The sequence below is a fragment of the Streptococcus mitis genome, from assembly GCF_016658865.1.
Lineage (GTDB): Bacteria > Bacillota > Bacilli > Lactobacillales > Streptococcaceae > Streptococcus > Streptococcus mitis_BT.
Window position 1 is genome coordinate 1,460,955 of the sequence record NZ_CP067992.1, and the last position, 26,141, is coordinate 1,487,095.

Sequence of the window (26,141 nt, forward strand, 5' to 3'; positions counted from 1 at the left end):
ATTTAATTATATAAATATTATAACAAACGATTTATTCTAGTTCAAGGAATTGAACTGAGAAATAAGCTAGGCCAATCTATTGTAGTAAAATCACTAAGTAAACCATATAAACAGCCTATTCACTTATGAAGGATAATAACCCAACTTATCGAGTGAGAGAATCCTATTGACTTAAAATACAAGAATAAAAAAGTTAAAATTGTTCATTCATTTCTCGAACAGTTTTTTCTATATTTTTTGCATACGATATTGCTGAAATGATTGAAACACCGTCAACATTGGTCTTCATAATGTCTTTAATATGTTTCGTCTGTATCCCACCAATTGCAACTAAGGGCATTTGTGGCAATAGTTTTCTCATCAATTTAAGACCTTCATAACCTATAGCACCACCAGCATCATCCTTTGACTGGGTATCAAATACAGGACCAACACCAACATAATCGACATATTCAACTTTTGATTGTTGAAATTCTTTCTCGTTTTTTATAGAAAGACCAATTATTTTATCTGGCATCAATTTTCTAATTTCATCAACACCAATATCGTCTTGACCTACATGTACGCCGTCAGCATCTATTTCCAATGCTAACTCAATATCATCATTAACAATAAACGGAACATTGTATTTTCTACAAAGATCCTGTAGTTTAATTGCTAATTCGACTTTTTCTTTGCCTTCTAAAGCTCCCTCACCTTTTTCACGAAATTGAAATAAAGTTATACCACCTTTTAAGGCTTCCTCAACGACTGTATATAGATCTTTTCCTTGGCAAGTAGTCGTTCCACAAATAAAATATAGTTTTAATAATTCCTTATGAAACATTTTACTTCACTCTTTTGAATTCCTTTACATCTTCATCTGTAATCTCGTATAAGGCATTTATAAATTCAACTTTAAATGTTCCAGGAAGATGTCCATTTGGACGTTTTTCTGCCATTTCTCCAGCGATATTGTAAACCAACATTGCTGTTTCTAATGATTTCAATTCTTGACCTTTTTCTAGTCCGATAAAGCTTGCTACTACAGCACCTAATAAACATCCTGTCCCAATAACTTTTGGCATCATGGCACTACCATTATGAATCGTTACAACTTCTCCATTAACCGCAATGGCATCCACTTCACCTGTTACTACTATTGGAATATTGAACTTTTTATTTGCTGCTAGAGCAATTTCATCAATATTATCTACGCCTGCACTATCTACTCCTTTAGATGCCACATTTATTCCTACTAAAGAGGCAATCTCGCCAGCATTTCCCCTAATCGCTGCCAGTTTGTAATTATTGATTAGATCATCTGCTACTTTTTTTCTATATTCTCCTGCTCCACAGGCTACAGGATCTAAAACTGCTGGGACATTATATTTCTCTGCAATTTTCAGAGCAGCTTGGTATAATTTCCAATTTTCATCTGTCAATGTTCCTATGTTTATTAATAAACCTCCAGCATACTTTAACAAATCCTCTAAATCTGCAGGAAACTCACTCATGGCTGGTGATGCCCCCAGTGCTACTAATCCATTTGCTGTGAAATTTTTTACTACATCATTGGTTATACAAATGATCAAAGGTGCTTTTTCTTTTAATAATTTTAAACTTGTCATATTAAAATCCTTCCTTTTCACTTTATACGATCTACTGATTTCGATTTATCTCTATCTTTCGTTAAGAAATTTTTTTACATTGAATGATTTATGCTCAATGAAAATCAAAGAGCAAACTAGGAAGCTAGCCGCAGGTTGCTCAAAGCTCTGCTTTGAGGTTGTAGATAAGACTGACGAAGTCAGTCACATATATAATCTAAGGTGAAGCTAACGTGGTTTGAAGAGATTTTCGAAGAGAATTACCTCATCAAATTTGTAAATACCCTGAACCTTCTCTAGGCATCATAACCAATATCAAAAAATGCTAATTCTAAAGCGACTGCTTGATTCCAGCGTTGCTGAAGTTCTGTCAAATCTTCTCGACCTTTTCCGACACGATTGAGTTCGTCAACCAGAAATTGAACCCACTCTGCAAAGAAAGGACCTCTATGTAGATTGATCCATTCCGAATGAATATAGGCTTCAGGTAGAGCCAAAACTTTAGAACCCCAGTCTAAATAGAGACCTTCTGCAATGACCAGCATGATCAAAAGATGAGCATAGTCTGATGAAGCCACTGCCGAATACATAAGATCCTGAAACGCTTTTGTTACAGGGTGCAAGGTTACTTCTAGATAGTCATTCTCAGATACTTTTAACTCCTTGAAAGCCTTTTGGAAATAACCATCTTCGTCTGCTTCAAGAAAGCCTAGTTGCTTGGTAAAACGAAGCTTGGATTCAAGCTGGTCTGCGTGGGCTACGCAAGCACCCAGCATGGATAAGAAGGCATCAAAGAAGTGATAATCTTGAATTAGGTAGTCTCTTAAGACCTTATTCTCAATTGTCCCCGCAAAAAGTTCCTTAACAAAACGATGATTGATTGCAGCCTGCCAATCCTTCTGACTGCTTTTTAATAATTCTCCAACAGTCAAACCTGGCTCAAATGCATAGTCTTGTGTTTCCATATTTATTTTTCCTCTCTTTACTCGTTCGTAATCGACAAAACATCAAGAAAATCCTAGTTTTACTTGACCTTTTTAAAGAAAATCAAGGGCGTTCAAGAAGAGCTACCTAAATGCTTTGTATCACTTTCATCCAGCTTATATAAACAAAAAAAACTCCAATTACAATCAAGAATTAGAGTTTAGCTTACAAGATTAGATTGTTCATTTCACCATACGAAAAAAACTGTTCACATTTCCCTTCGCCAGTCTTAACTGTATCAGGTTCAATGGGTATCATCTCAGCCTAAAGCACCCCAAATGTCTTTATTATTTAATTACTGGACCAGTATAGCAAAAAATGAAAGCTCTAGCAAGATATTTGACTGAAAAATATATTTATATAGTTTTCAATAGCGATTTTTTCTTCCTATAGACGAAGAAAAACCTCCACATTCAGTGGAGGCGAGCTGTTTTATCAATACAATTTTAAGTCACGAGGGTCAACTGGGAAGGTTGGGTTGTATGGGTTGTGACGGAGTTTGAAGTGTTTGACATCTTCAATGGTCTGAGTTCCAGACAATTGCATAACTGTCTTCAATTCCGCATTCAAGTGTTCAAAGACTTGACGCACACCAACACTACCGCCGAGAGCCAAGCCATAGATAACCGGGCGACCAATAGCTACCAAGTCTGCTCCTGAAGCCAAGGCTTTAAAGACGTGTTGACCACGACGAATACCTGAATCAAAGACAATTGGCACGCGTTTATCAACTGCTTCAGCTACTTCTTGAAGTGAGTCGAAGGCAGCTGGTCCACCGTCGATTTGGCGACCACCGTGGTTGGTTACCCAGATACCAGAGGCACCTGCAGCAAGTGAACGTTCAACGTCCTCACGGCATTGTGGTCCCTTGACATAAACAGGAAGTCCTGAGTATTCAGCGATAAATTCTACATCACGTGGAGACAAGCGTTGTTTAGCTGATTTGTAAACAAAGTCCATTGATTTTCCAGCACCTTCTGGCAGATATTCCTCAACAATCGGCATACCAACTGGGAAGACAAAACCATTACGCTTGTCCACCTCACGATTGCCCCCTACGGTAGCATCTGCCGTCAAGACGATCGCTTTATAACCTTCAGCCTTCACACGGTCCATGATGTGGCGGTTAATCCCGTCATCTTTACTAAAGTAAAATTGGAACCAGTGAGGTGTCCCTTGAAGGGCTTCTGTAATTTCTGGAAGATCGACAGTAGAGTAAGAGCTGGTTGTATAGAGGGAACCGAACTCGTGCACACCACGCGCAGTCGCCACTTCACCCTGTTCGTTTGCCAATTTATGAGCCGCAACAGGCGCCATGATGATTGGTGAAGACAATTTTTCACCTGCAAATTCAATCTCTGTACTTGGATTTTCAACATCACAAAGCGTATGCGGAACGATGAGTTTGTGGTTAAAGGCACGAATATTCTCACGTAAAGTGAAAGTATCTTCCGCCCCACTAGCGATATAGCCAAATGCTGCTTTAGGAATAACTTGTTGCGCCATTGGCTCCAAATCATAGGTATTGATGAAATCTACATGACCTTCTGCATTGCTTGTTTTATATGACATAAAATGCCCTCCTTAATAAGTAAGCGTTTACTTTGTATATTACAAAAATATCTTAACTCTTTTTTCAAAACTTTTCAAATATTTTGTTTGGAAATTTCATACTTTCAATCATTTTACAGAGATAATTAAAAATGATAAACTTTCTTAAGTTATGGAAATTCAAATAATCTTTTCATTTTCTAGTCTAAAAAACAAAATCAGGTAATCCTAGTGACTACCTGATTTTCTATGTTTTAGGCGTTTTGCCAATTTTCTTGGTCTTCTTTAAATCGTTTTAGAAGGTCGAGGCCTTCTGGTGTGATGTAACCTTCTTCTTGGGCTAGGTGGATGAGTTCACTGTAGTTAGAAAGCGTCACAAGTTTGACACCTGCGTCTGAGAAGTTCTTATCTGCTTTTGGCAGTTGATAGCTAAAAATTGCCACAACACCAAGCACATCTGCTCCTTCGTGTTTAGCGGCTGCTACTGCTTCAAGAACAGAACCACCTGTTGAAATAAGATCTTCAACCACTACCATTTTTTGACCTTGAGCTACCCGGCCTTCGATTTGATTACCAGCGCCGTGGTCTTTTGGTTTGCTACGGATATAGGCAAATGGCAAATTCATCTTGTCAGCAATAATAGCTCCGTGTGGAATCCCTGCCGTTGCAGTTCCTGCAATGACTTCTACCTCTGGAAAGGCTTCTTTAATAGCTTCCACAAAGCCATTTTCAATGATAGTACGAGTTTCTGGATAGGCAAGAGTTACACGGTTATCTGTGTAAATCGGCGACTTGATACCAGATGCCCAAGTGAAAGGCTCCTCTGGTTTGAGGTAAACGGCTTGAATTTTCAAGAGGTGGCTAGCGATATCTTTAGCAAGTGTCATGGTATTCTCCTTTTATTTTTCTAATCTAGTTCTTTAATTCCAGTCCTGTGTCCATTCATCCTTGATGGCATGATAAGCTGCAACAGGATTCTCAGCTTGGATAATAGGACGTCCCACTACGATATAGTCACTACCGATTTGATAGGCATCAGCAGGTGTCATCACGCGTTTTTGATCTCCAACAGCAGATCCCTGTGGACGAATGCCCGGTGTTAGACAGATAAAATCTGGATTAGTGGCCTGCTTGATGAGTTGCACTTCCTGAGCCGAGCAAACAACACCATCTAATCCCGCTTCAGCCGTCTTCTTGGCATAATGAATCACAGACTCTTGCAGGCTGGTTTGGATATTTTGAAAATCCTGCATCTGGGCTTCTGATGTTGATGTGAGCTGAGTGACAGCTATCAATTTGGCTTGACTACCAAGACCTTCACGCGCAGCCTTCATCATCTCTACACCCCCAGCAGCATGAACATTTGTCATATCCACACCAAGCTGAGACAGGACCTTCATAGCTGATTTGACTGTATTGGGAATGTCATGCAGCTTGAGATCCAAAAAGACACTGTGCCCCAGGCCTTTCAAGTAAGACACAATCTCAGGCCCCGTTGCGTAATAAAGCTCCATCCCTACCTTAAGATAAAGGCTTTCTTCTGCTGGAAAAAGAGCTAAGAATTCCTTGACCGCCTCAAAACTAGGAAAATCAAGAGCAATGACTGGACGATGTTCTCGCATAGGTTTCTCCTTTTACCTTTGCTAGTGAGAGAGTCTGGGCAACAGAAGCCACGAAAAAAGGAACCTGCCAACAGCAAGGTTCCACGAAAAATGGGTAGTCTCCACCCTTTCACCGTCTAACCTTAGCTGCCTCTCTGGACTGCTTTAAAGGTTTTTTACTATTCTATTATTTCTACTAACACTTGTCAAGTAAAAACATGGCAACTAAAGAGCTATAGAAGAAAAGGTAAACCTAGCGACGCGATGAACGTCGGGTCGTTTGGTTTTGATTGCCCTCTTCCTCCAGCTTTTTCCTTTCCTCTTCTAGTTTATTCTGCTGTTCTTCCAGTCTTTTCTTCTCTTCCTCTTTTTGTTTCTTCTCAGCTTCCTTAGCCTCTTGTTTGGCTTTTTCCTCAGCTTCCATAATTACTTTATCCGCCACTGTGTAGCTGTAAATTCCAGCTTCCATGTCAATCACACTCGGTTCTGACAATTGTGGCTTAATCTTACTATAGTAAGGCAGTTTCTTACTCATTTCAGATAGAGGAACCAAGACCTCGTCCGAATCATTCATAGTCAATCGAATTAAATCTGATGTCACCTTGCTTGGGGCTAGTTCCACCTTTTGGATAGCAGACTTGAGTTCTGGGCTAATTTGAGCAAGTTCAGACGTAAAGGCTTTGATTTGTTCACTGTCATTAAAAAGAACTGATATATAAGTTTCTGGCAGACTCACCAAGCTTACCGCACTTGTCTCCACCTTCCCACTTGAAAGGATTGGATAATGGCTTTCTCCAGAAACATAGTAGGCCACAATATCGTATTCCTTAACCTTGATAGTAAACTTGGTTGGAAATTGATAGACAAGCTGAGCTGATTCAACCCAATAATTAGACTTGATCTGCTCTTCATATTTTGCCTTATCTAGCAGAAGGTTAATCGTATAATCCGAATCCTGAATGCCTGAAGCCTGTCGAATATCATCAGCTGTAGTTTGCACTGTTCCCTCAACACGAATATCCTTCATGGTCGCATAAGGACTAAGCAAATAAGCAGAGACAACCAATAAAATCAGACTGAGAAACAAAATCGAGATAGCCCGCCAGATATGAACTCCTGGAATTTTCGGTTTGACCGGTTTTTCCTTAACAGGCTTTTTCTCTATTTTTTTATCCCGTTTATCCTCTTTCTCTGTCTTTTTAGACTTTGATTCTTCTTTGACTACTTCTTTTTTGACGTCTTCTGACTCTCCTACTTTTTCTTTAGCATCTTCCTTAGCTGATTTTGGGTCTTTTGGATCAGATTCACTCTCTTGGTCCTCGGTTGCATCTGACTTTTCAGATTTGGAAGCCATTCGAGCTTGTCTTTCCTTTTCCTTCTCCTCAGCTAGGGCTGCTTCTTCCTCAGCCTTCTTTTTTAGATATTCTTGGTTTCGTTTCTGCCATTCTGATAACTCTTTAAATTCTTCGAGGATTTCTTTGCCCTCTTTTTTCTTATCTTTTGACATTTACTTTCCTTATGATAAATCTTTTTTCAACAATTGATAAAAATCTGCTAGAGATTTCAATTCCTTAGAAGCCTTCATCTTGGCTTGATAGTCTTCCTTGTGACTTAGTAAGTGAGAAAGCTTCTCTTCCAAACCATCCAAGGTCAAATCATTTTCTTGAAGCTCTTCTGCATAGCCTTTTTTAACAAAGTAGGCTGCGTTCTCAATCTGGTCTCCACGACTTGCTTCACGACCAAGTGGTACAATAACATGTAATTTTGCCATCGCCAAGAGCTCAAAAATCGTATTGGCACCGCCTCGTGTCACAACAATATCAGCCAATTCCATTAAGGGTTGATAGAGATTTGTCACATAGTCAACACGAAAAAGATTTTGGCTCAACTCGTTCAGGCTAGAATCTCCAGTTAAATTGATAATATTGTAGCGCTCTGTCAGTTCTTTCTTATGGTCTGTCACCAATTGGTTAAAGACACGAGCACCTGCAGAACCGCCAACAAACAATACAGTTGGCAATTGGGGATTAAAGTGGGTTTGGATATCCACCAATTCATCTGGTTCTGGAGTTTTTTGATCTGAAACCTTGGTCACTGCTCCCACATGCTCAACCTTAGACAAACTTGAAGCTTGTTCAAAGGTTGAATACATCTTAGTCGCAAATTTATAGGCGATTTTATTGGCCAAGCCCATAGATAGGTCCGATTCGTGAATAAAGACTGGCACTCCTGACACACGCGCTGCGATAACTGGCGGCACTGAGACAAAACCTCCCTTTGAAAAAAGGGCCTGTGGACGAAGTCGCAACATGATAAAGAGCGATTGGACAATTCCCCAGCCAACTTTAAAGACGTCCAGCATATTTTGCCAAGAGAAATAGCGACGCAATTTTCCAGTCGCAATGGAATGGAAGGTGACATCTAGACCCGACTTGAGGATTTCTTGGTGTTCGATCCCACGCTTATCTCCGATATAGTGGACTTCCCAACCATCTTCGATGAACTTGGGCATTAACAAAAGGTTAAGGGTCACGTGTCCAACCGTCCCCCCACCTGTAAAGACAATTTTTTTCATATTATTCCTTTAACTCCGCTACTGTGTCGATAAAGAGGTCGCCACGTACTTCAAAGTTAGCATACATATCCCAGCTAGCATTGGCAGGACTGAGAAGAACCACGTCTCCTTGAGTCGCAAGTTCATAGGCCTTGCGGGTCGCATCAGCAATATCAGTCGCATCCACATAAGACACACCAGCCTTATCTGCTGCCCGTTTGACACGTTCGGCAGACTGACCCAGGATAACCATCTTCTTGAGTCCAGTAATGTCTGGAACCAATTCGTCAAACTCATTACCACGGTCCAAACCACCTGCAATCAAAATGACCTTGCTGTTGTCAAATCCTGACAAGGCTTTTTGAGTAGCCAAGATATTGGTTGATTTGCTATCATTATAGAACTTAACACCCTTGATTTCATCCACAAATTGGAGACGGTGTTTGACACCTCCAAAGGCTGAAAGAGTTTCTTTGATGGTTTGGTTATCAACACCACGAAGCTTGGCTACAGCAATAGTCGCAAGGGCATTTTCCACATTGTGGCTACCTGGAACTCCGATTTCATTCGCTGCCATGACAACTTCCCCACGGAAGTAGAGTTGACCATCTTCCAGATAAGCTCCATCAACCTTTTCAAGTGTTGAGAATGGTACAACTGTAGCTTGTGTTTTAGTAGCCAATTCTTTTGCCAAGTCTTGGTTAAAGTTCAAGACAAGGAAATCATCCGCTATCATCTTGTTTTGGATATTCCACTTGGCTGCTACATATTCCTCAAAAGAACCATGATAATCGATATGAGTTGGCATGAGGTTGGTAATAACCGCAATCTCAGGATGGAATTCTTGAACGCCCATGAGTTGGAAAGAAGAAAGTTCCATGACAAGCGTATCCTTGTCTGTCGCAGTTTGAGCCACTTGACTGGCAGGATAGCCGATATTTCCTGATAAAAGACCATGTTGGCCAGCAGCAGTCAAAACGTCCCCAATCATAGTCGTTGTGGTTGTTTTACCATTTGAACCTGTGATACCAACAATCGGTGCTTCTGAAATCAAGTAAGCCAATTCCACCTCAGTCAAGACTGGAATTCCCTTGGCCAAAGCCTTTTCAATCATGGGATTGCTGTAAGGGATACCTGGATTTTTCACCATAAGGGCAAACTCTTCATCCAAGAGTTCCAAAGGATGACCGCCTGTGATGACCTTGATTCCTTCTTCCAACAAACTTTGGGCAGCTGGATTGTCCTCAAAAGGTTTCCCATCATTTACTGTCACAATGGCACCTAGCTTGTCCAACAAACGAGCTGCAGATTCACCAGACTTGGCCAAACCTAAAACAAGGACTTTCTTATTCTTAAATTGATCTATTACTTTCATGTCTCGAACTCCATTTCTACTCTTACTATTTTACCATTTTTATGGAAATAATTCTAAATGAAAATGCTCAGATTGGGCATTCTAACAAGCAAAAAGAGAGCCGAAACTCTCTTTTTATCTTCTTTTACTTTTATGGACCGACATGAGGGTAATATCTCGCAAGCTAAAGTATGCTAAGAAGAGCATAGCGATTGCGATGAAGAATTCTGTCGGTAGCTGAAAGATTTGCAGAACAGACAGCATTAATAAAATCAAAAGTGCTACAAAAGCAAAGACGACAAGGACGATATTGACTGTCCCTTTAATACTTTCTGGTGTCGCAAATACATAGAGTAGTAATAAGAGGATTCCTATGATTAAATAAACCATCTTTATCTCTTTCTAGCTCTTATTCAGCTGATTTTTTCTTCTTGTTAGCTTTCTCGCGCTCTGCCTTGTTAAGGATTTGTTTACGCAAACGGATAGACTCAGGCGTTACTTCCATGTACTCATCGTCGTTCAAGAACTCAAGAGATTCTTCAAGTGTCAAGATACGAGGTGTCTTGATAACAGCTGTTTGGTCCTTAGTAGCTGAACGAACGTTGGTCATTTGTTTAGCCTTAGTGATGTTAACTGTCAAGTCGTTTTCACGAGAGTTTTCACCGATGATCATTCCTTCGTAAACCTCAGTACCTGGGTTAACAAAGATTGTTCCACGTTCTTCGATAGACATGATTGAGTAAGTTGTAGCCTTACCAGCATCGATAGAAACAAGGGCACCACGGTGACGTCCACCAATTTCCCCTGGAATCAATGGTAAGTATTGGTCGAAAGTATGGTTCATGATACCGTAACCACGAGTCATTGACAAGAACTCAGTTGAGTATCCAATCAAACCACGCGCTGGAACAAGGAAGACCAAACGAGTTTGACCATTACCAGTTGAAATCATATCCAACATTTCACCCTTACGTTCAGAAAGGCTTTGGATAACAGATCCTTGGTATTCTTCTGGAGTATCGATTTGAACACGTTCAAATGGCTCACATTTAACGCCGTCGATTTCTTTGACGATAACTTCTGGACGAGATACTTGAAGTTCATATCCCTCACGACGCATTGTTTCGATAAGGATTGACAAGTGCAATTCTCCACGTCCTGAAACAGTCCATTTATCTGGTGAATCAGTTGGGTCAACACGAAGGGAAACGTCTGTTTGCAATTCAGCTTGAAGGCGCTCTTCTACTTTACGAGAAGTCACCCATTTACCTTCTTTACCAGCAAATGGTGAGTTGTTTACCAAGAAAGTCATTTGAAGAGTTGGCTCATCGATGTGTAGAATTGGAAGAGCTTCAACTGCGTCTGTCGGAGTGATGGTTTCACCGACAAAGATATCTTCCATACCTGAAACGGCAATCAAGTCACCTGCTTTAGCTTCTTGGATTTCACGACGTTCCAAACCAAAGAAACCGAAGAGTTTTGTAACACGGAAGTTCTTCGTTGTACCATCTAGTTTAGAAAGGGTAACTTGGTCCCCAACCTTAACAGTACCACGGAAGACACGACCAATACCGATACGACCAACGAAGTCATTGTAGTCCAAAAGTGATACTTGGAATTGCAAAGGCTCATCTGAGTTATCTACTGGAGCTGGGATGTGGTCGATAATTGTGTCAAAGATTGGCGCCATAGTAGCTTCTTGGTCAGCTGGATCATCTGACAATGAAGAAGTTCCGTTGATAGCTGAAGCATACACCACTGGGAAATCAAGCTGGTCATCATCAGCACCAAGCTCGATGAAAAGTTCCAAGACTTCGTCCACTACTTCTGCTGGACGAGCAGATGGTTTATCGATTTTGTTAACAACCACGATTGGGACAAGGTCTTGCTCCAAGGCTTTTTTCAATACGAAACGAGTTTGTGGCATGGTTCCTTCGTAGGCATCTACGACCAAGACAACACCGTCAACCATTTTCATGATACGCTCAACTTCTCCACCGAAGTCCGCGTGTCCTGGTGTGTCCATGATGTTGATACGTGTTCCGTTGTAGGCAACGGCTGTATTTTTAGCAAGGATAGTAATTCCACGCTCTTTTTCGATATCGTTTGAGTCCATAGCACGCTCAGCCAATTCAGTACGTGCATCAAGCGTTTCTGATTGTTTCAATAATTCGTCAACGAGGGTTGTTTTACCGTGGTCAACGTGGGCGATAATCGCAATGTTACGGATATCTTCTCTTAATTTTGTCATGATTTCCTCTATAATATTCAAAATTTATTTTCTAACTGAACGATTATACCATATTTTCAAGTAAATAACATAACTCAAGCAAGTGTAAATGTTTTCACTCCGCTTTTCTTTTCACGTCAAGCCTTTTCAAAGCAAACAACTTATGATAAGATAGGCACAGTATGCGTTTAGATAATTTATTAGCCAAAGAAAAAATCAGCCGAAAGGCCATGAAACAAGCCTTACTTAAAGGAGAAATTCTAGTCGATAGTTGCCCAGCCCGCTCCCTAGCCCAAAATATCGATACAGGACTACAGGAACTCCTTTTTCAGGATCAAATCATTCAAGGCTATGAGCACACCTATCTTATGCTTCATAAGCCTGCTGGTGTCGTTACAGCCAACAAAGACAAGAAACTTCCAACCGTCATGGACCTCCTTCCGCCTGACATCCAGTCTGACAAGCTCTATGCCGTCGGTCGACTGGACCGAGATACGACTGGACTCCTCCTCTTGACCGACAACGGTCCCTTGGGCTTTCAGCTCCTCCATCCCCAATACCATGTCGATAAGACCTACCAAGTTGAGGTTAATGGCCTCCTGTCACCTGCCCATATCCAAGCCTTTCAAAAAGGAATTGTCTTTTTAGATGGCACTGTCTGTAAACCTGCAAGGCTAGAGATTCTATCCGCAAGTCCTTCTCTCAGTCAAGCCTCTATTACCATTTCAGAGGGAAAATTTCATCAAGTCAAGAAAATGTTCCTGTCAGTTGGTGTCAAGGTTGTCTCTCTCAAACGAGTTCAGTTCGGTGACTTTACATTAGACCCAGAACTAGCAGAAGGGCAATTCCGCCCCTTGAATCCAGAGGAATTGGAAGTCATTAAAAACTATTTAGAAAAAAGTGGATAAAAGAAAAAAGCTTTATGTTTAAAGCTTTTTTAATCTTCTTTAACTCATATGTAAGATAATTCCAACAATCCAGTTAAGAGCAGAAAGAACAATACCTACAATAGCTATAATTCTTTCTGTTTTATAATCAAGTCCAGATTCTTTTTGAAGTTCGTTAGCATACAAGATACCGGCGATACCTAAAAGAATACCTCCCAAAGCAAATAATAAACTCATAACAATAGACAGAATACCCACAAAAAGTGGATTTTTTTTCTTTTCTTGCATTTTCTAAAAACTCCTTAAACTAAACACAAATGAATAATACCATAAAAATCGGCTTTATCAATTGGGTGAAAAATGTTAGCACTATATTATCCGGTTCTTGAACCGAGAAGAGTGGATAAAACAAAAAAGCTTTTAAAAATAAAGCTTTTTTTGTTAGAATCCTGATTAGTGCATCATTAAGAGGAGTCCTGCAACCCAGTTAATTACAGAAACTACAATTCCTACGATATTTAGAATTCGTTCTGTTTTATAGTCTAATTCAGATTCTTTTTGATGTGAATTAGCCAAGACTAGACCAATGATCCCCAAAACAAGACCCACGATTGGAGATAGCAAACCAAGAACGATAGATAGGATACCTAAAACAAGGGAAGACTTCTTCTTTTCTTTCATATTATAAAACTCCTAAAATTATTACCACTAAATTATATCAAAAGAAATAGGTTTTGTCTATATAATACTATACGTTTTTTCATCATATTAATCATAGCATTCTCTCAAAGAAACGTCCACTTGTCTACCCAAATCGGAACTTAGTTTGAGAATTTAGCTTATGTTAATTAGTCTTCACTTTTCCATTCCAAGAATCCAATCCATAAGAAAGGATATAAATCTCAGAGAAACCTTGCTTTTTCAGATAGAGTGCTGCATTTGTGACACGTTGCGCACGTTGGTTTTCGTAAAGAAGGACAGGTTTATCTTTACGAAGGGCTGCAAGACTAGTCTTCAACTGGCTTGAAGGAATATTTCGGGCACCAAGGATATGTTTTCTGTGGAATTCAGCTGGGTCGCGCAAATCAATCAATTGACCCGTACGAATCAAGGCTGCAAATTCCTCATTGTCCACGATTTTAGCCGCACGACGAATACGGAGATAGTTAAAGCCCATCCATGCCAACATTGCTAGTATAAGTGCCCACAAAATCCAAGTAACCATTAGTTCTTCTCTCCATTTTTCTCAATATAATCCAATTCTACCTTGTGCTCTCTGCGAAGAACTGCTTCTGCTTCTAGATAGTCTAATTTGTCCATCAACCCTGCATCGTAAATTCGAGAGAGTTCCAGCTTCATCAGCTCAATATCATATAAGCGTTTTCCCATATAAACAATAATACCAAATCGTTTGAGGAATTGCTGCACATCATAGAATGTTTTCATAAGACTCATTCTAGCAAAATTTTGTGTTTTTTTCAAGAAGAGAATCACACAATACCCCTGATTTTCCTATCTTCTTTGGCGATTCTGACGCAAGTGTGGTACAATAAAAACATGAGAATTCAACAATTACATTATATTATCAAAATCGTCGAAACTGGCTCCATGAATGAGGCAGCCAAGCAACTCTTTATCACTCAACCGAGTCTTTCCAATGCTGTGAGAGATTTGGAAAATGAAATGGGCATTGAAATCTTTATCCGCAATCCCAAGGGTATCACCTTGACCCGTGATGGGATGGAGTTTCTCTCCTATGCCCGTCAGGTTGTCGAGCAAACTCAACTTCTGGAGGAACGCTATAAAAATCCTGTCGCCCACCGCGAACTTTTTAGCGTTTCCTCCCAGCACTATGCCTTTGTGGTCAATGCCTTTGTCTCTCTGCTCAAGAAAAGTGATATGGAGAAATACGAGCTCTTCCTTCGTGAAACTCGTACTTGGGAGATTATTGACGACGTCAAGAATTTCCGTAGTGAGGTCGGTGTCCTCTTCCTAAACAGCTACAACCGTGATGTTTTAACCAAAATGCTGGATGACAACCACCTGCTAGCTCACCATCTCTTTACAGCTCAGCCTCATATCTTTGTCAGCAAGACCAACCCTCTAGCAAAGAAAGATAAGGTCAAACTGTCTGATTTAGAAAACTTCCCTTACCTCAGCTATGACCAAGGAACTCATAACTCCTTCTACTTTTCAGAAGAGATTCTCTCGCAGGAATACCACAAAAAATCTATCGTAGTCAGCGACCGTGCTACCCTCTTTAATCTCTTGATTGGTTTGGATGGTTATACCATTGCGACAGGGATTTTGAACAGTAATCTCAATGGAGACAATATCGTTTCCATCCCTCTGGACATTGACGACCCCATTGAGCTGGTCTATATCCAGCATGAAAAAACCAGCCTATCTAAGATGGGCGAACGCTTTATAGACTATCTACTAGAAGAAGTTCAGTTTGATAGTTGAGAAATCAGCAAGATTTTATTATAATAAGCAAAAAAACAAAAGGAGTTTAATATGAAAAAGGTTTTACTTGCTAGTGCAGTTGCCTTATCTATTTTAGGATACACTCAAACAACTGCCCAAGCTCAAGAAAATAAAGCAGAGTCAGTACGAGAAAATGTAACAATTCCTCATTCAAGTACTTCAAAAATCGAAAACCAAGAAAAATCGAAAGAGAAGGTCGAAAAAACAGACAATTCTTCTAAAATTGATGATAAAGAAGAAAAAATAGAGAAAAAAAATCCTGCTACAGAAGAGAAGAAGTCTGAAGTAAAAAAAGAAGAAAAAGTTGAAAAAGTCAAAGAAGGTTGGCAGGAAGAAAATAATAACTGGCGCTTTTACGAACACAACAAACCTGTTACCAACTGGAAAAAAATCCAAGGAAAGTGGTACTACTTCAATAAAGATGGCCATCGACTAAGCAATACAACCTTTGATGGTTATGTTTTCAATAAAGATGGAGTGATGGCTGAAAACGGTTGGAACTTTATCAATGGAAAATGGTACTTCGCTAATTCTTCTGGAAAAATTTCTCAGAATAAATGGGAGAAAATTGGTGGTGCTTGGTATTACTTTGACAAAGATGGAATCATGCTTAGTAATACAACTTTTGATAACTATTTACTGACCAAAAGTGGAGCTATGGCCACAAACGGCTGGGCAAAAATCGACCAAAATTGGTATTATGCCACATCCTCTGGAAAAATCTCTCAGGACAAGTGGGAGAAAGTCAATGGTTCTTGGTACTACTTTGATAAAAAGGGAATCATGTTGAGCTCAACTACATTTAAGGGCTACCTATTTAATAACAGTGGTGCTATGGCTGAAAATAGCTGGGTAAAAATTAAAGATACCTGGTTCTATGCGAACGCATCTGGAAAATTTGTCCAAAACAAATGGGAAAAAATCAGCGGTTCTTGGTATTCTTTTGCTCAAGATGGAGCTATGTTAGCCGATAAATGGTCGGGAAGCTATTATCTAAAAACCAATGGAGCCATGGCTGATAATGAATGGATATTTGATAAAAACTATAACAGCTGGTTCTTTTTGAAGCGTGGTGGAATGTATGCATCAAAAGAATGGATTGGAGCTTACTATCTCAAAGCTGGTGGTTATATGGCTAAAAAAGAGTGGATTTACGACGACACTTATAAGGCTCGCTACTACTTAGATGATAATGGACATTATGTTTCCGGAACTTACAAAATTGACGGTAAAGACCATCTATTCCACAAAAATGGTCAATGGATTTCTGAGGTCTCAAAAGAAGTTGGTTTTGTAAAAGGCCAATACAGTAGAACCATCTTTTTAGATCCAGGACATGGTGGAAGAGACTCAGGTGCATACTATTACAATGTCGCTGAAAAAGACCTCAACATGCAGGTGTATCGTAAATTACGCAAAAAGTTAGAAGAACTTGGCTACAAAGTTCTTACTTCACGTGATAGTGATATTGATGTAGATTTTGTTACAGAGCGTTCTCGTATGGTTAACAAGACTAACTCTGATATCTTTATTAGTATTCACTTCAATGCGACTGGCAGCGCGTACTCTAGAGCTAGTGGAATTCAAACCTATTCCTATAGTGATGATCCTGATTATCCAAGTAAAATCAACCCATACTGGCATAACCATCCTGACCGTATGAGTGAGAGCAAGCGTCTTGCAGCCGCTATCCACTCTTCATTGTTAGCTGAGACTGGTGCTAAAGATGCTGGTTTATTGGAAAGAAGCTTTGCCGTTCTTCGAGAAACTGCTAAACCAGCCGTCCTCCTAGAGCTTGGTTATATAGATAATTTCGCTGAAAATCAACAGATTCGAGATAGCCACTATCAAGATAAGCTTGTAGCAGGTATCGTGAAAGGAATTCAAAAATATTACGCTGGTAAGTAAAAAAGGGTCTCGAGAAACCTCGAGGCCTTTTCTATTTGTCTTCTTGTGTATCTTTATCAGGAAAGAGGTATCCAATACCAATGCAAGCTAGTACGCCCGCTCCAATTACCAAGCCACTTGAAATTGGCAAAAGGTCTAAAATTGCATTTGCAATGATAAAAGCAATAATTAAACACATCAGACTAGCCTTGTAGTCTTTTTTCAAAAAATTCTCTAGAGTGAAAAAGAGGAACAGTCCTACCGGAATCAGTGACCATAGGTTGACATCCAAACTTGGCCATCCAACAGAACCAAAATACAAAACCAAAGCTGAAACTAGCAAGAATCCAATACCTAATAATTTTTTCATTTTTATCTCCAATTGCTTTTTTATGAACTTGAGTTATCTGATAGTGACGCCTCACGTCCCTTACAAAAATCATTATAGCAGAGGTCAGTTTCAAGAACAAGTTCTTTTGCCTATCTGGTCTCTATATCAGTCTAAGTGGTTGAAGTGTTAAGATAAAAGAAAAGAAGCCCTAATGAGCTTCTTCATTCTAGCGATTGCAACAGTATTTCTGAACTAAAACAATCGAAAGTTAGATTCTAAACTAGTTTTTTCTAGTTATTATTTTTCTTTTCCTTAGATTCTAGAGAAGTTTTGATTGCTTCGCGTTCAGCCTGTAGTTGAGCTAAATTCTTCTCCTCTTCCTCAAGTTTACTAGTATCTGGTTTTACACGATAATAAACATCTTCTGGTCTCGACAACATCGCTTCATACTGCTGTCCTGCAAACAGTCTCTCCTCGTCATGATTGCTTTTATCTGTCAGTTTTCCATCATCACCAGGTTGCATGACAACTCCACTTGGTACGGCAACTACCACAAATCCTCCTGCGACAGAACCTTTAGTGTGTGCACTTAGACTTTCAACTTCTTTAAAGTTGGAATCTGAACTTCGATTTTTCAGATGAGAGTAACTATTGTCCAATTCAACAGTATATTCAAATTTTTGACCATCTCTAAAGCTAGTTATATAAATTTCACCAGACTCATTAATGACATATTCATTGCCCGACGGTGTACGCCATGTGCCTTTCAAACTAGATAAATCATTATTTCTTAATGCTTCAATATCCAGTTTCGGAACTGCAGTTTCTTCTTTTAGCTTGCTAACTACCTTCTCTGACTCAGAGACCTTGCTATCTAAACTGGTTAGCTGTTCCTTGAGTTTTTGAATCTCCTCTTCTTTCTTCTTCTCATTCTCAGACGCTTTCGAAGTATCTATCGCTTCTTTACTTGTGTTCTCTTTTTTAGCAACTGAAGAAATGGCTTCATTTGACTCTTTCTTTGCGTTAGGTGAGAATAAGAAGAGGCTTGCTAGGATTGCAACGACCAAGAGACTAATGGCAATGCCAATATAGACTTTTATTTTAAAAAACTTGCCCCTAATCTTAGATGGAGAAGTTCCTTTCACTACCTTCGATACAGTTGATTTCGGACCATTTCTCTCTTCAAAATGTTTCTTAGTCATAGTATTCCTCCCATTTTTCACTATATTTCACCTATATCTTAAACAAATTCGTAAGATTTGTCAGTATCCATGAATGGATGGATTTTCAAAAGAAAACCAATCAACTAACCCTTAAATATTGGCAGCAATAGAATCATCCATTAAACTCTATATCGAATTTATTAACATAAATTATACCATAATTTTTAAGAATTTTATATATTTTTATAGTCTAACTATGATAATGAAAAGGAGCTATCCTTTCATATTATTCACTTATATTATGTTTATAAAAAATCTAATAGGCATATTTACTTATCATATTTCATATAGCCTGTACTTCATCAAATAAATCTTGAGTTTTTACTACAATTGTAAAAGCACAGTTTTTAATATATAGTTCGATACTGTATTTTATGAAATTGGTAAAATCCAAAAAATCTTCCTATCTGTAATAAGAAGATTTTTTGTTATCTAAATGAAGTCCATTAATACATTCTAAAAGTGTATAATTATCAATGTAAACTTAAGAATTAAGTATTAAATAGTAATTGTCAGCAAACTGTTTAACAATCACACTATCTAATCTCAACACATAAACCATTTTTTCATCCATACCTTTTGTCTTAATCTTAATCTTGATCTTTTTTCTTCAATCCAAGAAGCGCTCCTACTATAAACAACATTCCAGCAATGAATGGTGTAAGAACTGCTCTAACTGTTCCGGTTTTTGGCAACTTATCAGAATGGTTAGTATCCGACTTACTATCAATGTTAGTATGTTTATTAGCTATATTCTCTTGTTCATTAAGATAGACTTCTTTCTTAGTTTCAAAGTGTTTATTAAGAACTGTAGCTGTAATATCCTTAGTTGAATCAGATTTTTGTGAATGATTTGCTCTTTGTAAGTCCTCTTTTCTATGACTTTGATTTAATTGACTAGGATTTGCCTGTGTGTTGTCTTTCTTTTTGGATACATCAAAAGTAGGTTTATTTTCCTCCTCCTTTTTCTCCTCTATTTTCTTGAATACAGGTTTTATAAGGGTATCTTTTGATAGATTAAGAACATAGCCAGTGTCTTTTTTTCCTTCGAAACCAGAAATTTCCCAACCATCAAATTGATAGCCTTTTTCTAATTCCCCCTTATAGACAGGTAAAATGAAATCTTCTTCCGACACTATCGTTGAACTCATTTCTTTTCCATTTTGAATGGTCACAGTTACCATCTGAGGTTTTAATTCACTTACTTCTCCCGTATCTTTGTTTAAAATGAATTCTTTTACGGTTGTATTTCTTGCAAAATCTTTTACAACGATCTTAATGTTTAGTGTCTTATCTGCTATTTGTTTAATATCAGCAAATGTTTTGTATTCTTTTCCATTTACATAAATATGTTGTTCTTGAATCTCACCATCGAATCCATTATTTCTTTTATCATTGATATTAAAGACTACAGATTTTCCATTAGCATATTCGATACTAGTATTTCCCTTAGGATCAATGCTTACTTCAGGTTTTACATTATCATATAAAAATTGATAGTGTACTCCAACCGCTTTCGCATTCAAATCACTATAGCCAGTTTGAAGATAAACGTTTCCATCCATATCAGTTACCTTATCTGGGAATCCGTTTGCTTTATAGTCTTTCATCCCCCAGTCCATGATGTCACCATCTTTAACATTAAGCTTAATGTTAAAATCTCTAGTGTTATCAATGTGTAAATCTCCATAGATTAAATAATTATCTACAACCGATTCATTAACTCTCAACTCCCAGTTAAAACCACCCTTATCAGAAATCTTACCTCTTAAATAAAATTCTGGATTTCGTACATAAATTTTATTAGATTTAGATGGATTAAAGTAGTTCTTGTCCATTGAAAGATTTACTGGTTTTGCATCAATAAATAACGTAGAGCCATCTTCTTTTATAGCTTCTACATTGGACCTATCCTCTCCTGTGTACTCTTTACCATCCTTACCAAATAATACAAGTTTAGAAGAATCTGTCACAAGATTTCCATCTTTATCGATTGCTTCCCCTTTATCATTCATTTTAAAGGTAAACACTTGATACCTTACAATGTTAAAGCCGTCCAAAGCCGACATTAATACGGATTGAGTACTTCTTCCATCTTCAACATTTCTACTATCAGCATAAATTATTTTTTCTGATAAGACTCTTAGATTAGGATTGGCCTTTTGTATTTTTGCTATATCTTCCTGGCTATAAACTCCATTTCCTTCTAACATATCCGTTTTTCCAGGATTATAGGTAGTCACTTTTAGTGCATAGCCTTTTCTTAAAATGATGTTATCCTTTAATAGATATTGTTGTTTTTCTGAATCAGAATAGATTTTACCAGATTCCATGTCCGTTAAATTGTTTGGTTTGTTTTTTGAAAGATCTCCTTCTCCTAATTCTATTATATTCCCATAACTTGATGCATAGGGATATTCTGTTTTAGTTTCCTTATTTTTTTCAGGCATTCTAATCTTCGTTTCAGCTTTTATCTGATCATCATCTTTAACAAAGAATCTCATATCTCCTGCAAAAGCTAATCCATCCACAATATCATTAATATTAGCGTATAAATCAAATGTCATCGTTTTTGAATATGAATCATACTTGGTCGTTTTGATTTCTATAGATTTATAGTTATTGCCATAATATACCTTGGCATTTTTAGAAACATTACTTATCTTTCCAAGAATTTCAAAGTGTCCATCTTTAGACGGGCTTAGAACACCATAAATTTTTGATTTGATTTCGTCAAGTTTTTCAGTTTCATATTGTAAGGCACTACCATCGTCATAAGCAATGATATTTCCCTTATCATCGTATTTATAATCGTATTCCTCTATTCTCTTACCAGTTTCACTTGTAAAATCATCAACTTCTCTAAATTTCTTTTTAATCAGTTTCTTTAAATCTTTGCTTTCAAAGTCTCTAATTGTTGAAATAGTTTTATGAATAGTAAAGCTAGATTTTTCTTCGGTAGCCTCTTCACTTTCTTGATGATGTTCTACTTCAGTTGTATCTTTTTTAAGACTATCCTCTTTTCTATTTTCTAAATTTTTAAATTTAGATTCGGAAATCTCTCCAAGCTTTTGATATTTAGAAGAATCCTGATCAGGATCTACTAGATAATAGGAAATCATCCCTTTTTCATCAGCATGATCAGCAAATTTAATTCTATGAATCTTTGTGAAATTGCTAGAGCCATCTAGTGCAATGACTTCAATGATTTTTCCTCTTAAATCTCCTGCACCTTTAATTTCATAAATGGTATTTCCGTCTTTGTCAAGTTTCCTATTTCTTCCTTGACCCTCACCTGCATAAGTTACTTCAAGATTTTTCTCAACATCTCCATCTTCATTAACAATAGCGGCTCCTGCATACCAAACTTCGTTGGCAATTTCGTCAAATTTTTCAGGATGTTCTTTCTGATCTCTCGCAAATAAAGTTTCATTCTTGTATTGCTCTTTGACCTTGTGATAAGTATCCTTTGTGATCAGCTTAATTTTTTCAGGATTTGAAAAATCAATCGAAACAATCTTAGGGGCTGTGTTATCAATTTTTACAGGAATATAGGAAACCTGCCATGGGTAATCTTTAGTTAACCTATATTTAAATTTATAGAAATATTGGCCTTCCGCAATCGGTTCAAATTGTCCTCTTATCTTAGTAGCAGGATCTTTGGTATCCTTGCTTTCTGGTGCATTTTCTTCTTTACCTCTAGGGTTATAGATGAGTCCATCCCACTTCAAGTCACCCCAAACTTTTAGTTTAGAAGATTTGATTCCCTTTGCATCATTTCTTTTTGAGTTTAAAATTCCTTTAATAAAGTGTTCTCTCGAAATGACTTTTAAGTCGATTTGATTTTCTCCCTCTTTATTTGTATTTACTATTGAAATCAATCCTTCTTCTGCACTTCTTAATACAAGTGGAGAAGGTGTTAATCCTCTCTCAAGCTGCGCATCTTGAGGATTTCCATTTGAATCTAAAGGATAAATTTTAGCAATCTTAGAACCACTTGATGATGGTGCGTAGATTCCTTCGTTATTGAAAGCAAATAATTCTGGATTTTGATCTAGGGATGTTGTATTTTTATCTTTTCTATTTTGTATAACTCCTGCTGGATTAAATTTATCTATACCATGTTCTCCACCAATCCCCTTATTTAAGGTTCCTGGAATTTTTGGTTTACCATCATCATCATAACCTTCCATTGTTTTTGATTTTGAACCTTCTTCCCAGGCCCATTTATCAAGGATTGGTTCGTGGTTCCAATTCCCAGCAAATCCCATTAGAGGCATCGATAAAGAAGGTTGGAAATTTGTTTTCTTCCCATTGGAGTTTAGAGCTTCCATTTCTTCCACTGACTCAAAATGAATAAATGATTCTACAAATTTATTTTTGTTTTTAGCCTCTCCAACATTTATAACCGCATTTAAATCAAAGCTAGAATTTGGGCCTATAGTGAAAGTGTCATGCTCAAATGTAATATTTGCTCCTTTGATCTTTTCTGGGTGGATTTCTGGAACAATTTGCTTCCCATCTGGAGATTTTTCATCTTTGTATGTTTCATCCAGTTTGAGTCTGTCAGTTAGAGCATCTGTAGTTATAGCAGATGCTGAAACTTTAAAGGTCAAAGGTCTGTTTGATGTATTGTGAAGCTTAATTGTAAAATATTTTTTATCTCCTTTTATTTCTTTAAGAGAAATAGAACCATAAGAGTTTACCAAACCTTTAGAATCCGTGTTTTTGAAAGTTGCTACGACTTCATTTCTCAAAGCATTGGCAACATTAATTAGCCCTGCCCCCTGTTGTCTAGGTGATGCAAAGTATTGACTTTTTTCTTTCCAAGAAGTCGCATCCATCATAGGACGTGCAGTATTTTGTAGGGCTATTTTTGTAAGACTTGTAAGATCTATTTTGTCATCTCCCTTAAGATTTTTCAATACAGGTCTTTCAAGCATTTCCTTTAACTTTGGTCTAATCAAAACAGTAGAAGCTGCCACGATTGGAGTTGCCATACTAGTTCCTGACATATAGCCATAAGTTGATTTCCCATTAATGACATTGAGAGTGGATTTAATATTTTTACCGGGTGCTGAGACATCCGGTTTTAAAAGTAAATCTGTTCTCGGTCCCCAAGATGTGGACCCTGCTGGAACTATGATATCTTCTTTATAAAGTTCTTTGTCGGTGTCAGGTGCAAACTTAAAGTCAATTTCTTTTTCATCACCTACATTCGGTTTATTAGAATTATAGCTTGCCATATCAATTGGATAGTATTGCTCCAATTTATCTTTAAAATCTTCTTTATTATTTCTTTTGACTTTAGTTTTTTTATCAGGGTTAATCATGTTCCATAGCTTTACACCATCATCTCCTGAAATTGAGAAAACTTGACTAGTAGTTCCTTCATCCTCCTCATATCCCATAGCTGGGAGCTCTGTCCAATTATCTCTATTGTAGTAATTTACAGTATTTACAACCATAATGGCGCGTGCGCCCTTATCCGTTGCTCGTTTAAAAGCATTTTTTAAATCCTTTGTATAAATTCTATCCATTACTGCAATTTTGCCCTTAAGATCCAAACCTATCAAATCTTGGTCTTGACCTTTACCTATATATACAAATTTCAATTTACTAGGAGCTTTTGAACCATCTTCGTTTGTTATGATTTTATTCTTATCGAAAAAGGCCCCTATATTTCTGTATTTAAAACTTTCTCCTCCAATCTTAACTTTGTCAAACTCAACTGTCTGATTTTTAGCAGAAGCAACTGCTATCGCATCTTCATGTGCTGCAGTTCTTGTCACATTCCCTGTATCTGTCATTTTCAGATTATTATTTGCCACTAAATCCCATGAAGAACTTGAAGCAGAAGTCGCATAGTTACCTGTAGCTACCACCATTGGAATGCCTGCTTTTCTTAACGCTCTAATAGCTTGCCAATATTTCTCACCTACAAGACCTGTTCCTGTAAAGCCAGACGATACTGAAACAACATCGACATTGTGTTTGATCGAGTCTTCAATAGCATGAAACATTGTTTCATCTCCTGCGAATCCAGATCCAGCGTCTGAGTACATTTTATAAGAGAAAATTTGTGCATTAGGCGCAATTCCATCTATTCCGTTAAAGTTTTTGATATCTTTTTCAGTATCATTTCCCGCAAGAATCCCAGCAATATGCATCCCATGTGGATCAAAATAATCGCTTCCATCATCAGCTTTTTCTACAGTGATTTTACCACCATTATAATAATTGAAAGCATGAGGAATTTTATCACTCAACCAGAAATTTTTATCAGTACCTTTTAAGTCTTCTTTTTTAAATCTCATTGAGCCTTTGGCATCATCATCGATTCTCATAGCTTTATGTCTATAATCAGTCCCAGTATCGATGTTTGAAATGACCATACCTCTACCATCAAAATTTTTACCAAATGGTGCATTGATAGATTTTAGGTAATCGATTGCCTCTTCAACTCCAATTTCCTTTCTAGCATGATTCATCATAGGTTGGACTTTTTGTGACCTTTCAACCGATGAAATACCTTCTATTAGTTTAATTTTATCCAGAGTATCTTTGGTTGTTTCAATAGCGCTACCGTTAAAAATTCTATCATAAGTATATAAAACTTTTGTATTCTTAAGATTGGATAGTTCCTTGACTGCTTTTTCTCCAGATTCTTTATCTTTAAATTCAGCAATATAGACAAGTCTATCTTCTTTTTTGGGACTTTCCGTATCTTTACTTGCAGCCGAGTCTGCATTATCTCCTTTGTATTGATTGGAATCTTCTTTTTTGATTGTTACTTTTTCATTGTTAGTTTTATTATCTATCACAGAATCCTTACTAACAACTTCTTTTTCTTCAATAACTGTTGTTTTCTTCTCTTCAATATCCTTTGAAGTTTCTATAGCATTATGAATATCTTCATGTTTTTCTTTGTTTTCGTTTTGTTTACCTACTACTACTTTTTCTTTATCAGAGATATTTAAAGCATCTTCAGAGCTAGATGTGTCTGCTAAAACTACCTCATTAGGGACATATGCTGCTAAAATAACTGCAGCTGTGGTTAGTGACAATACTGTACTTTTTTTCATTTTAATTCCTTACATATTTATTTAACTTCCAATAGATAGAAAAACTTTAACTTTGCTAGCCTTTGTTATAAAAAGTTTTACTAAGTGTTATCTAGGAAATAGAGTAGTACATTTATATATAATTGTTAGCTCTCTGAAAAATAGTATATCAATTTAAAAAATTTAAGTCAAGAAAAATTAATATGGGTTAATTATTTTTTTAACACATGTTAAAAATAAGATTGAGTCAAAAAGTTTCGTACTTAACTGGGGTACATTATAAGCATATTCACACCATTAAAAATAGTAACAATCAAGTTGAACCTCTACCAGAATCACAGAGACAGACATAATTGATGAAATATCAATGCTATTAAATAATAGAAATAACCGCTAAGA

At 37.5% G+C, this 26,141-nt stretch carries 21 protein-coding genes and 1 riboswitch; of the genes, 3 read left to right on the top strand and 18 right to left on the bottom strand.

Features of this window, described 5'->3' with window-relative positions; all coding sequences use genetic code 11:
- Positions 1-193: 193 nt before the first annotated feature.
- From thiE to typA, 11 genes are all read right to left on the bottom strand, one after another.
- On the bottom strand, positions 194-826 hold the full coding sequence (gene thiE / locus JJN14_RS07350; protein ID WP_201058292.1) for a thiamine phosphate synthase: 633 nt from the start codon (positions 824-826) through the stop codon (positions 194-196).
- Between the two features lies 1 nt (position 827).
- On the bottom strand, positions 828-1,610 hold the full coding sequence (gene thiM, locus JJN14_RS07355; protein ID WP_201058293.1) for a hydroxyethylthiazole kinase: 783 nt from the start codon (positions 1,608-1,610) through the stop codon (positions 828-830).
- Between the two features lie 275 nt (positions 1,611-1,885).
- Entirely contained in the window at positions 1,886-2,554 is a 669-nt protein-coding gene (locus tag JJN14_RS07360; protein ID WP_201058294.1) for a TenA family protein, read from the bottom strand.
- A gap of 217 nt (positions 2,555-2,771) precedes the next feature.
- A riboswitch (TPP riboswitch) is annotated at positions 2,772-2,860 on the bottom strand.
- A gap of 148 nt (positions 2,861-3,008) precedes the next feature.
- A complete protein-coding gene (gene lctO / locus JJN14_RS07365) occupies positions 3,009-4,145 on the bottom strand; it encodes an L-lactate oxidase (RefSeq protein ID WP_000120714.1) in 1,137 nt (378 codons plus the stop codon).
- A 233-nt stretch (positions 4,146-4,378) separates the two neighbouring features.
- The gene (pyrE, locus tag JJN14_RS07370; RefSeq protein ID WP_201058295.1) at positions 4,379-5,011 is read right to left on the bottom strand and encodes an orotate phosphoribosyltransferase; all 633 of its coding nucleotides are present in this window, start codon (positions 5,009-5,011) and stop codon (positions 4,379-4,381) included.
- A gap of 33 nt (positions 5,012-5,044) precedes the next feature.
- Positions 5,045-5,746, bottom strand: a complete 702-nt coding sequence (gene pyrF / locus JJN14_RS07375; protein ID WP_125386113.1) for an orotidine-5'-phosphate decarboxylase — start codon at positions 5,744-5,746, stop codon at positions 5,045-5,047.
- Positions 5,747-5,978: 232 nt separating this feature from the next.
- On the bottom strand, positions 5,979-7,232 hold the full coding sequence (locus JJN14_RS07380) for a cell division protein FtsQ/DivIB (protein WP_201058296.1): 1,254 nt from the start codon (positions 7,230-7,232) through the stop codon (positions 5,979-5,981).
- A gap of 9 nt (positions 7,233-7,241) precedes the next feature.
- Positions 7,242-8,300: a UDP-N-acetylglucosamine--N-acetylmuramyl-(pentapeptide) pyrophosphoryl-undecaprenol N-acetylglucosamine transferase gene (locus JJN14_RS07385; protein WP_201058297.1), complete on the bottom strand. Its 1,059-nt coding sequence runs from the start codon at positions 8,298-8,300 to the stop codon at positions 7,242-7,244.
- A gap of 1 nt (position 8,301) precedes the next feature.
- The gene (murD, locus tag JJN14_RS07390; protein ID WP_125386116.1) at positions 8,302-9,654 is read right to left on the bottom strand and encodes a UDP-N-acetylmuramoyl-L-alanine--D-glutamate ligase; all 1,353 of its coding nucleotides are present in this window, start codon (positions 9,652-9,654) and stop codon (positions 8,302-8,304) included.
- A 114-nt stretch (positions 9,655-9,768) separates the two neighbouring features.
- Positions 9,769-10,023, bottom strand: a complete 255-nt coding sequence (locus tag JJN14_RS07395; protein WP_000262657.1) for a DUF3165 family protein — start codon at positions 10,021-10,023, stop codon at positions 9,769-9,771.
- Between the two features lie 19 nt (positions 10,024-10,042).
- Entirely contained in the window at positions 10,043-11,884 is a 1,842-nt protein-coding gene (gene typA / locus JJN14_RS07400) for a translational GTPase TypA (RefSeq protein ID WP_000164111.1), read from the bottom strand.
- A gap of 161 nt (positions 11,885-12,045) precedes the next feature.
- On the opposite strand from typA, the gene JJN14_RS07405 reads away from it, so the two are divergent.
- On the top strand, positions 12,046-12,771 hold the full coding sequence (locus tag JJN14_RS07405) for a 16S rRNA pseudouridine(516) synthase (RefSeq protein WP_201058298.1): 726 nt from the start codon (positions 12,046-12,048) through the stop codon (positions 12,769-12,771).
- Positions 12,772-12,810: 39 nt separating this feature from the next.
- Here the strand turns inward: JJN14_RS07405 and JJN14_RS07410 are convergent, their stop codons facing one another.
- From JJN14_RS07410 to JJN14_RS07425, 4 genes are all read right to left on the bottom strand, one after another.
- Positions 12,811-13,038, bottom strand: a complete 228-nt coding sequence (locus tag JJN14_RS07410) for a DUF4190 domain-containing protein (RefSeq protein ID WP_201058299.1) — start codon at positions 13,036-13,038, stop codon at positions 12,811-12,813.
- 165 nt (positions 13,039-13,203) lie between these two features.
- Positions 13,204-13,431 (bottom strand): hypothetical protein, encoded by a 228-nt coding sequence (locus JJN14_RS07415; RefSeq protein WP_049492311.1) that lies wholly within the window; start codon positions 13,429-13,431, stop codon positions 13,204-13,206.
- Positions 13,432-13,594: 163 nt separating this feature from the next.
- Positions 13,595-13,975 carry a rhodanese-like domain-containing protein gene (locus tag JJN14_RS07420; RefSeq protein ID WP_201058300.1) on the bottom strand — a complete coding sequence of 127 codons (381 nt, stop codon included), beginning with the start codon at positions 13,973-13,975 and terminating at the stop codon, positions 13,595-13,597.
- Positions 13,975-14,244, bottom strand: coding sequence for a YqgQ family protein (locus JJN14_RS07425; protein ID WP_020901947.1), 270 nt, complete (start codon positions 14,242-14,244; stop codon positions 13,975-13,977). Before JJN14_RS07425 ends, JJN14_RS07420 begins: the two co-directional genes overlap by 1 nt.
- 63 nt (positions 14,245-14,307) lie before the next feature.
- On the opposite strand from JJN14_RS07425, the gene JJN14_RS07430 reads away from it, so the two are divergent.
- Both JJN14_RS07430 and JJN14_RS07435 read left to right on the top strand, forming a co-directional pair.
- Entirely contained in the window at positions 14,308-15,216 is a 909-nt protein-coding gene (locus JJN14_RS07430) for a LysR family transcriptional regulator (protein ID WP_084926873.1), read from the top strand.
- A gap of 51 nt (positions 15,217-15,267) precedes the next feature.
- Positions 15,268-17,145 (top strand): N-acetylmuramoyl-L-alanine amidase, encoded by a 1,878-nt coding sequence (locus JJN14_RS07435; RefSeq protein ID WP_201058301.1) that lies wholly within the window; start codon positions 15,268-15,270, stop codon positions 17,143-17,145.
- A gap of 31 nt (positions 17,146-17,176) precedes the next feature.
- Here JJN14_RS07435 and JJN14_RS07440 read toward each other — a convergent pair whose 3' ends face one another.
- From JJN14_RS07440 to JJN14_RS07450, 3 genes are all read right to left on the bottom strand, one after another.
- Entirely contained in the window at positions 17,177-17,494 is a 318-nt protein-coding gene (locus tag JJN14_RS07440; RefSeq protein WP_070842676.1) for a hypothetical protein, read from the bottom strand.
- A 251-nt stretch (positions 17,495-17,745) separates the two neighbouring features.
- On the bottom strand, positions 17,746-18,657 hold the full coding sequence (locus JJN14_RS07445; protein ID WP_185760943.1) for a DUF6287 domain-containing protein: 912 nt from the start codon (positions 18,655-18,657) through the stop codon (positions 17,746-17,748).
- Positions 18,658-19,268: 611 nt separating this feature from the next.
- The gene (locus JJN14_RS07450; protein ID WP_201058302.1) at positions 19,269-25,763 is read right to left on the bottom strand and encodes a S8 family serine peptidase; all 6,495 of its coding nucleotides are present in this window, start codon (positions 25,761-25,763) and stop codon (positions 19,269-19,271) included.
- Positions 25,764-26,141 lie beyond the last annotated feature (378 nt).

What these genes read in the sequence shown, in the direction of transcription:
- JJN14_RS07440 (WP_070842676.1), bottom strand. Translation starts at nt 17,494, where the DNA reads ATGAAAAAATTATTAGGTATTGGATTCTTGCTAGTTTCAGCTTTGGTT.
- JJN14_RS07395 (WP_000262657.1), bottom strand. Translation starts at nt 10,023, where the DNA reads ATGGTTTATTTAATCATAGGAATCCTCTTATTACTACTCTATGTATTT.
- pyrF (WP_125386113.1), bottom strand. Translation starts at nt 5,746, where the DNA reads ATGCGAGAACATCGTCCAGTCATTGCTCTTGATTTTCCTAGTTTTGAG.
- JJN14_RS07415 (WP_049492311.1), bottom strand. Translation starts at nt 13,431, where the DNA reads ATGAAAGAAAAGAAGAAGTCTTCCCTTGTTTTAGGTATCCTATCTATC.
- JJN14_RS07380 (WP_201058296.1), bottom strand. Translation starts at nt 7,232, where the DNA reads ATGTCAAAAGATAAGAAAAAAGAGGGCAAAGAAATCCTCGAAGAATTT.
- JJN14_RS07445 (WP_185760943.1), bottom strand. Translation starts at nt 18,657, where the DNA reads ATGACTAAGAAACATTTTGAAGAGAGAAATGGTCCGAAATCAACTGTA.
- murD (WP_125386116.1), bottom strand. Translation starts at nt 9,654, where the DNA reads ATGAAAGTAATAGATCAATTTAAGAATAAGAAAGTCCTTGTTTTAGGT.
- JJN14_RS07420 (WP_201058300.1), bottom strand. Translation starts at nt 13,975, where the DNA reads ATGGTTACTTGGATTTTGTGGGCACTTATACTAGCAATGTTGGCATGG.
- JJN14_RS07360 (WP_201058294.1), bottom strand. Translation starts at nt 2,554, where the DNA reads ATGGAAACACAAGACTATGCATTTGAGCCAGGTTTGACTGTTGGAGAA.
- JJN14_RS07405 (WP_201058298.1), top strand. Translation starts at nt 12,046, where the DNA reads ATGCGTTTAGATAATTTATTAGCCAAAGAAAAAATCAGCCGAAAGGCC.
- JJN14_RS07385 (WP_201058297.1), bottom strand. Translation starts at nt 8,300, where the DNA reads ATGAAAAAAATTGTCTTTACAGGTGGGGGGACGGTTGGACACGTGACC.
- lctO (WP_000120714.1), bottom strand. Translation starts at nt 4,145, where the DNA reads ATGTCATATAAAACAAGCAATGCAGAAGGTCATGTAGATTTCATCAAT.
- typA (WP_000164111.1), bottom strand. Translation starts at nt 11,884, where the DNA reads ATGACAAAATTAAGAGAAGATATCCGTAACATTGCGATTATCGCCCAC.
- JJN14_RS07450 (WP_201058302.1), bottom strand. Translation starts at nt 25,763, where the DNA reads ATGAAAAAAAGTACAGTATTGTCACTAACCACAGCTGCAGTTATTTTA.
- pyrE (WP_201058295.1), bottom strand. Translation starts at nt 5,011, where the DNA reads ATGACACTTGCTAAAGATATCGCTAGCCACCTCTTGAAAATTCAAGCC.
- JJN14_RS07410 (WP_201058299.1), bottom strand. Translation starts at nt 13,038, where the DNA reads ATGCAAGAAAAGAAAAAAAATCCACTTTTTGTGGGTATTCTGTCTATT.
- thiM (WP_201058293.1), bottom strand. Translation starts at nt 1,610, where the DNA reads ATGACAAGTTTAAAATTATTAAAAGAAAAAGCACCTTTGATCATTTGT.
- thiE (WP_201058292.1), bottom strand. Translation starts at nt 826, where the DNA reads ATGTTTCATAAGGAATTATTAAAACTATATTTTATTTGTGGAACGACT.
- JJN14_RS07430 (WP_084926873.1), top strand. Translation starts at nt 14,308, where the DNA reads ATGAGAATTCAACAATTACATTATATTATCAAAATCGTCGAAACTGGC.
- JJN14_RS07435 (WP_201058301.1), top strand. Translation starts at nt 15,268, where the DNA reads ATGAAAAAGGTTTTACTTGCTAGTGCAGTTGCCTTATCTATTTTAGGA.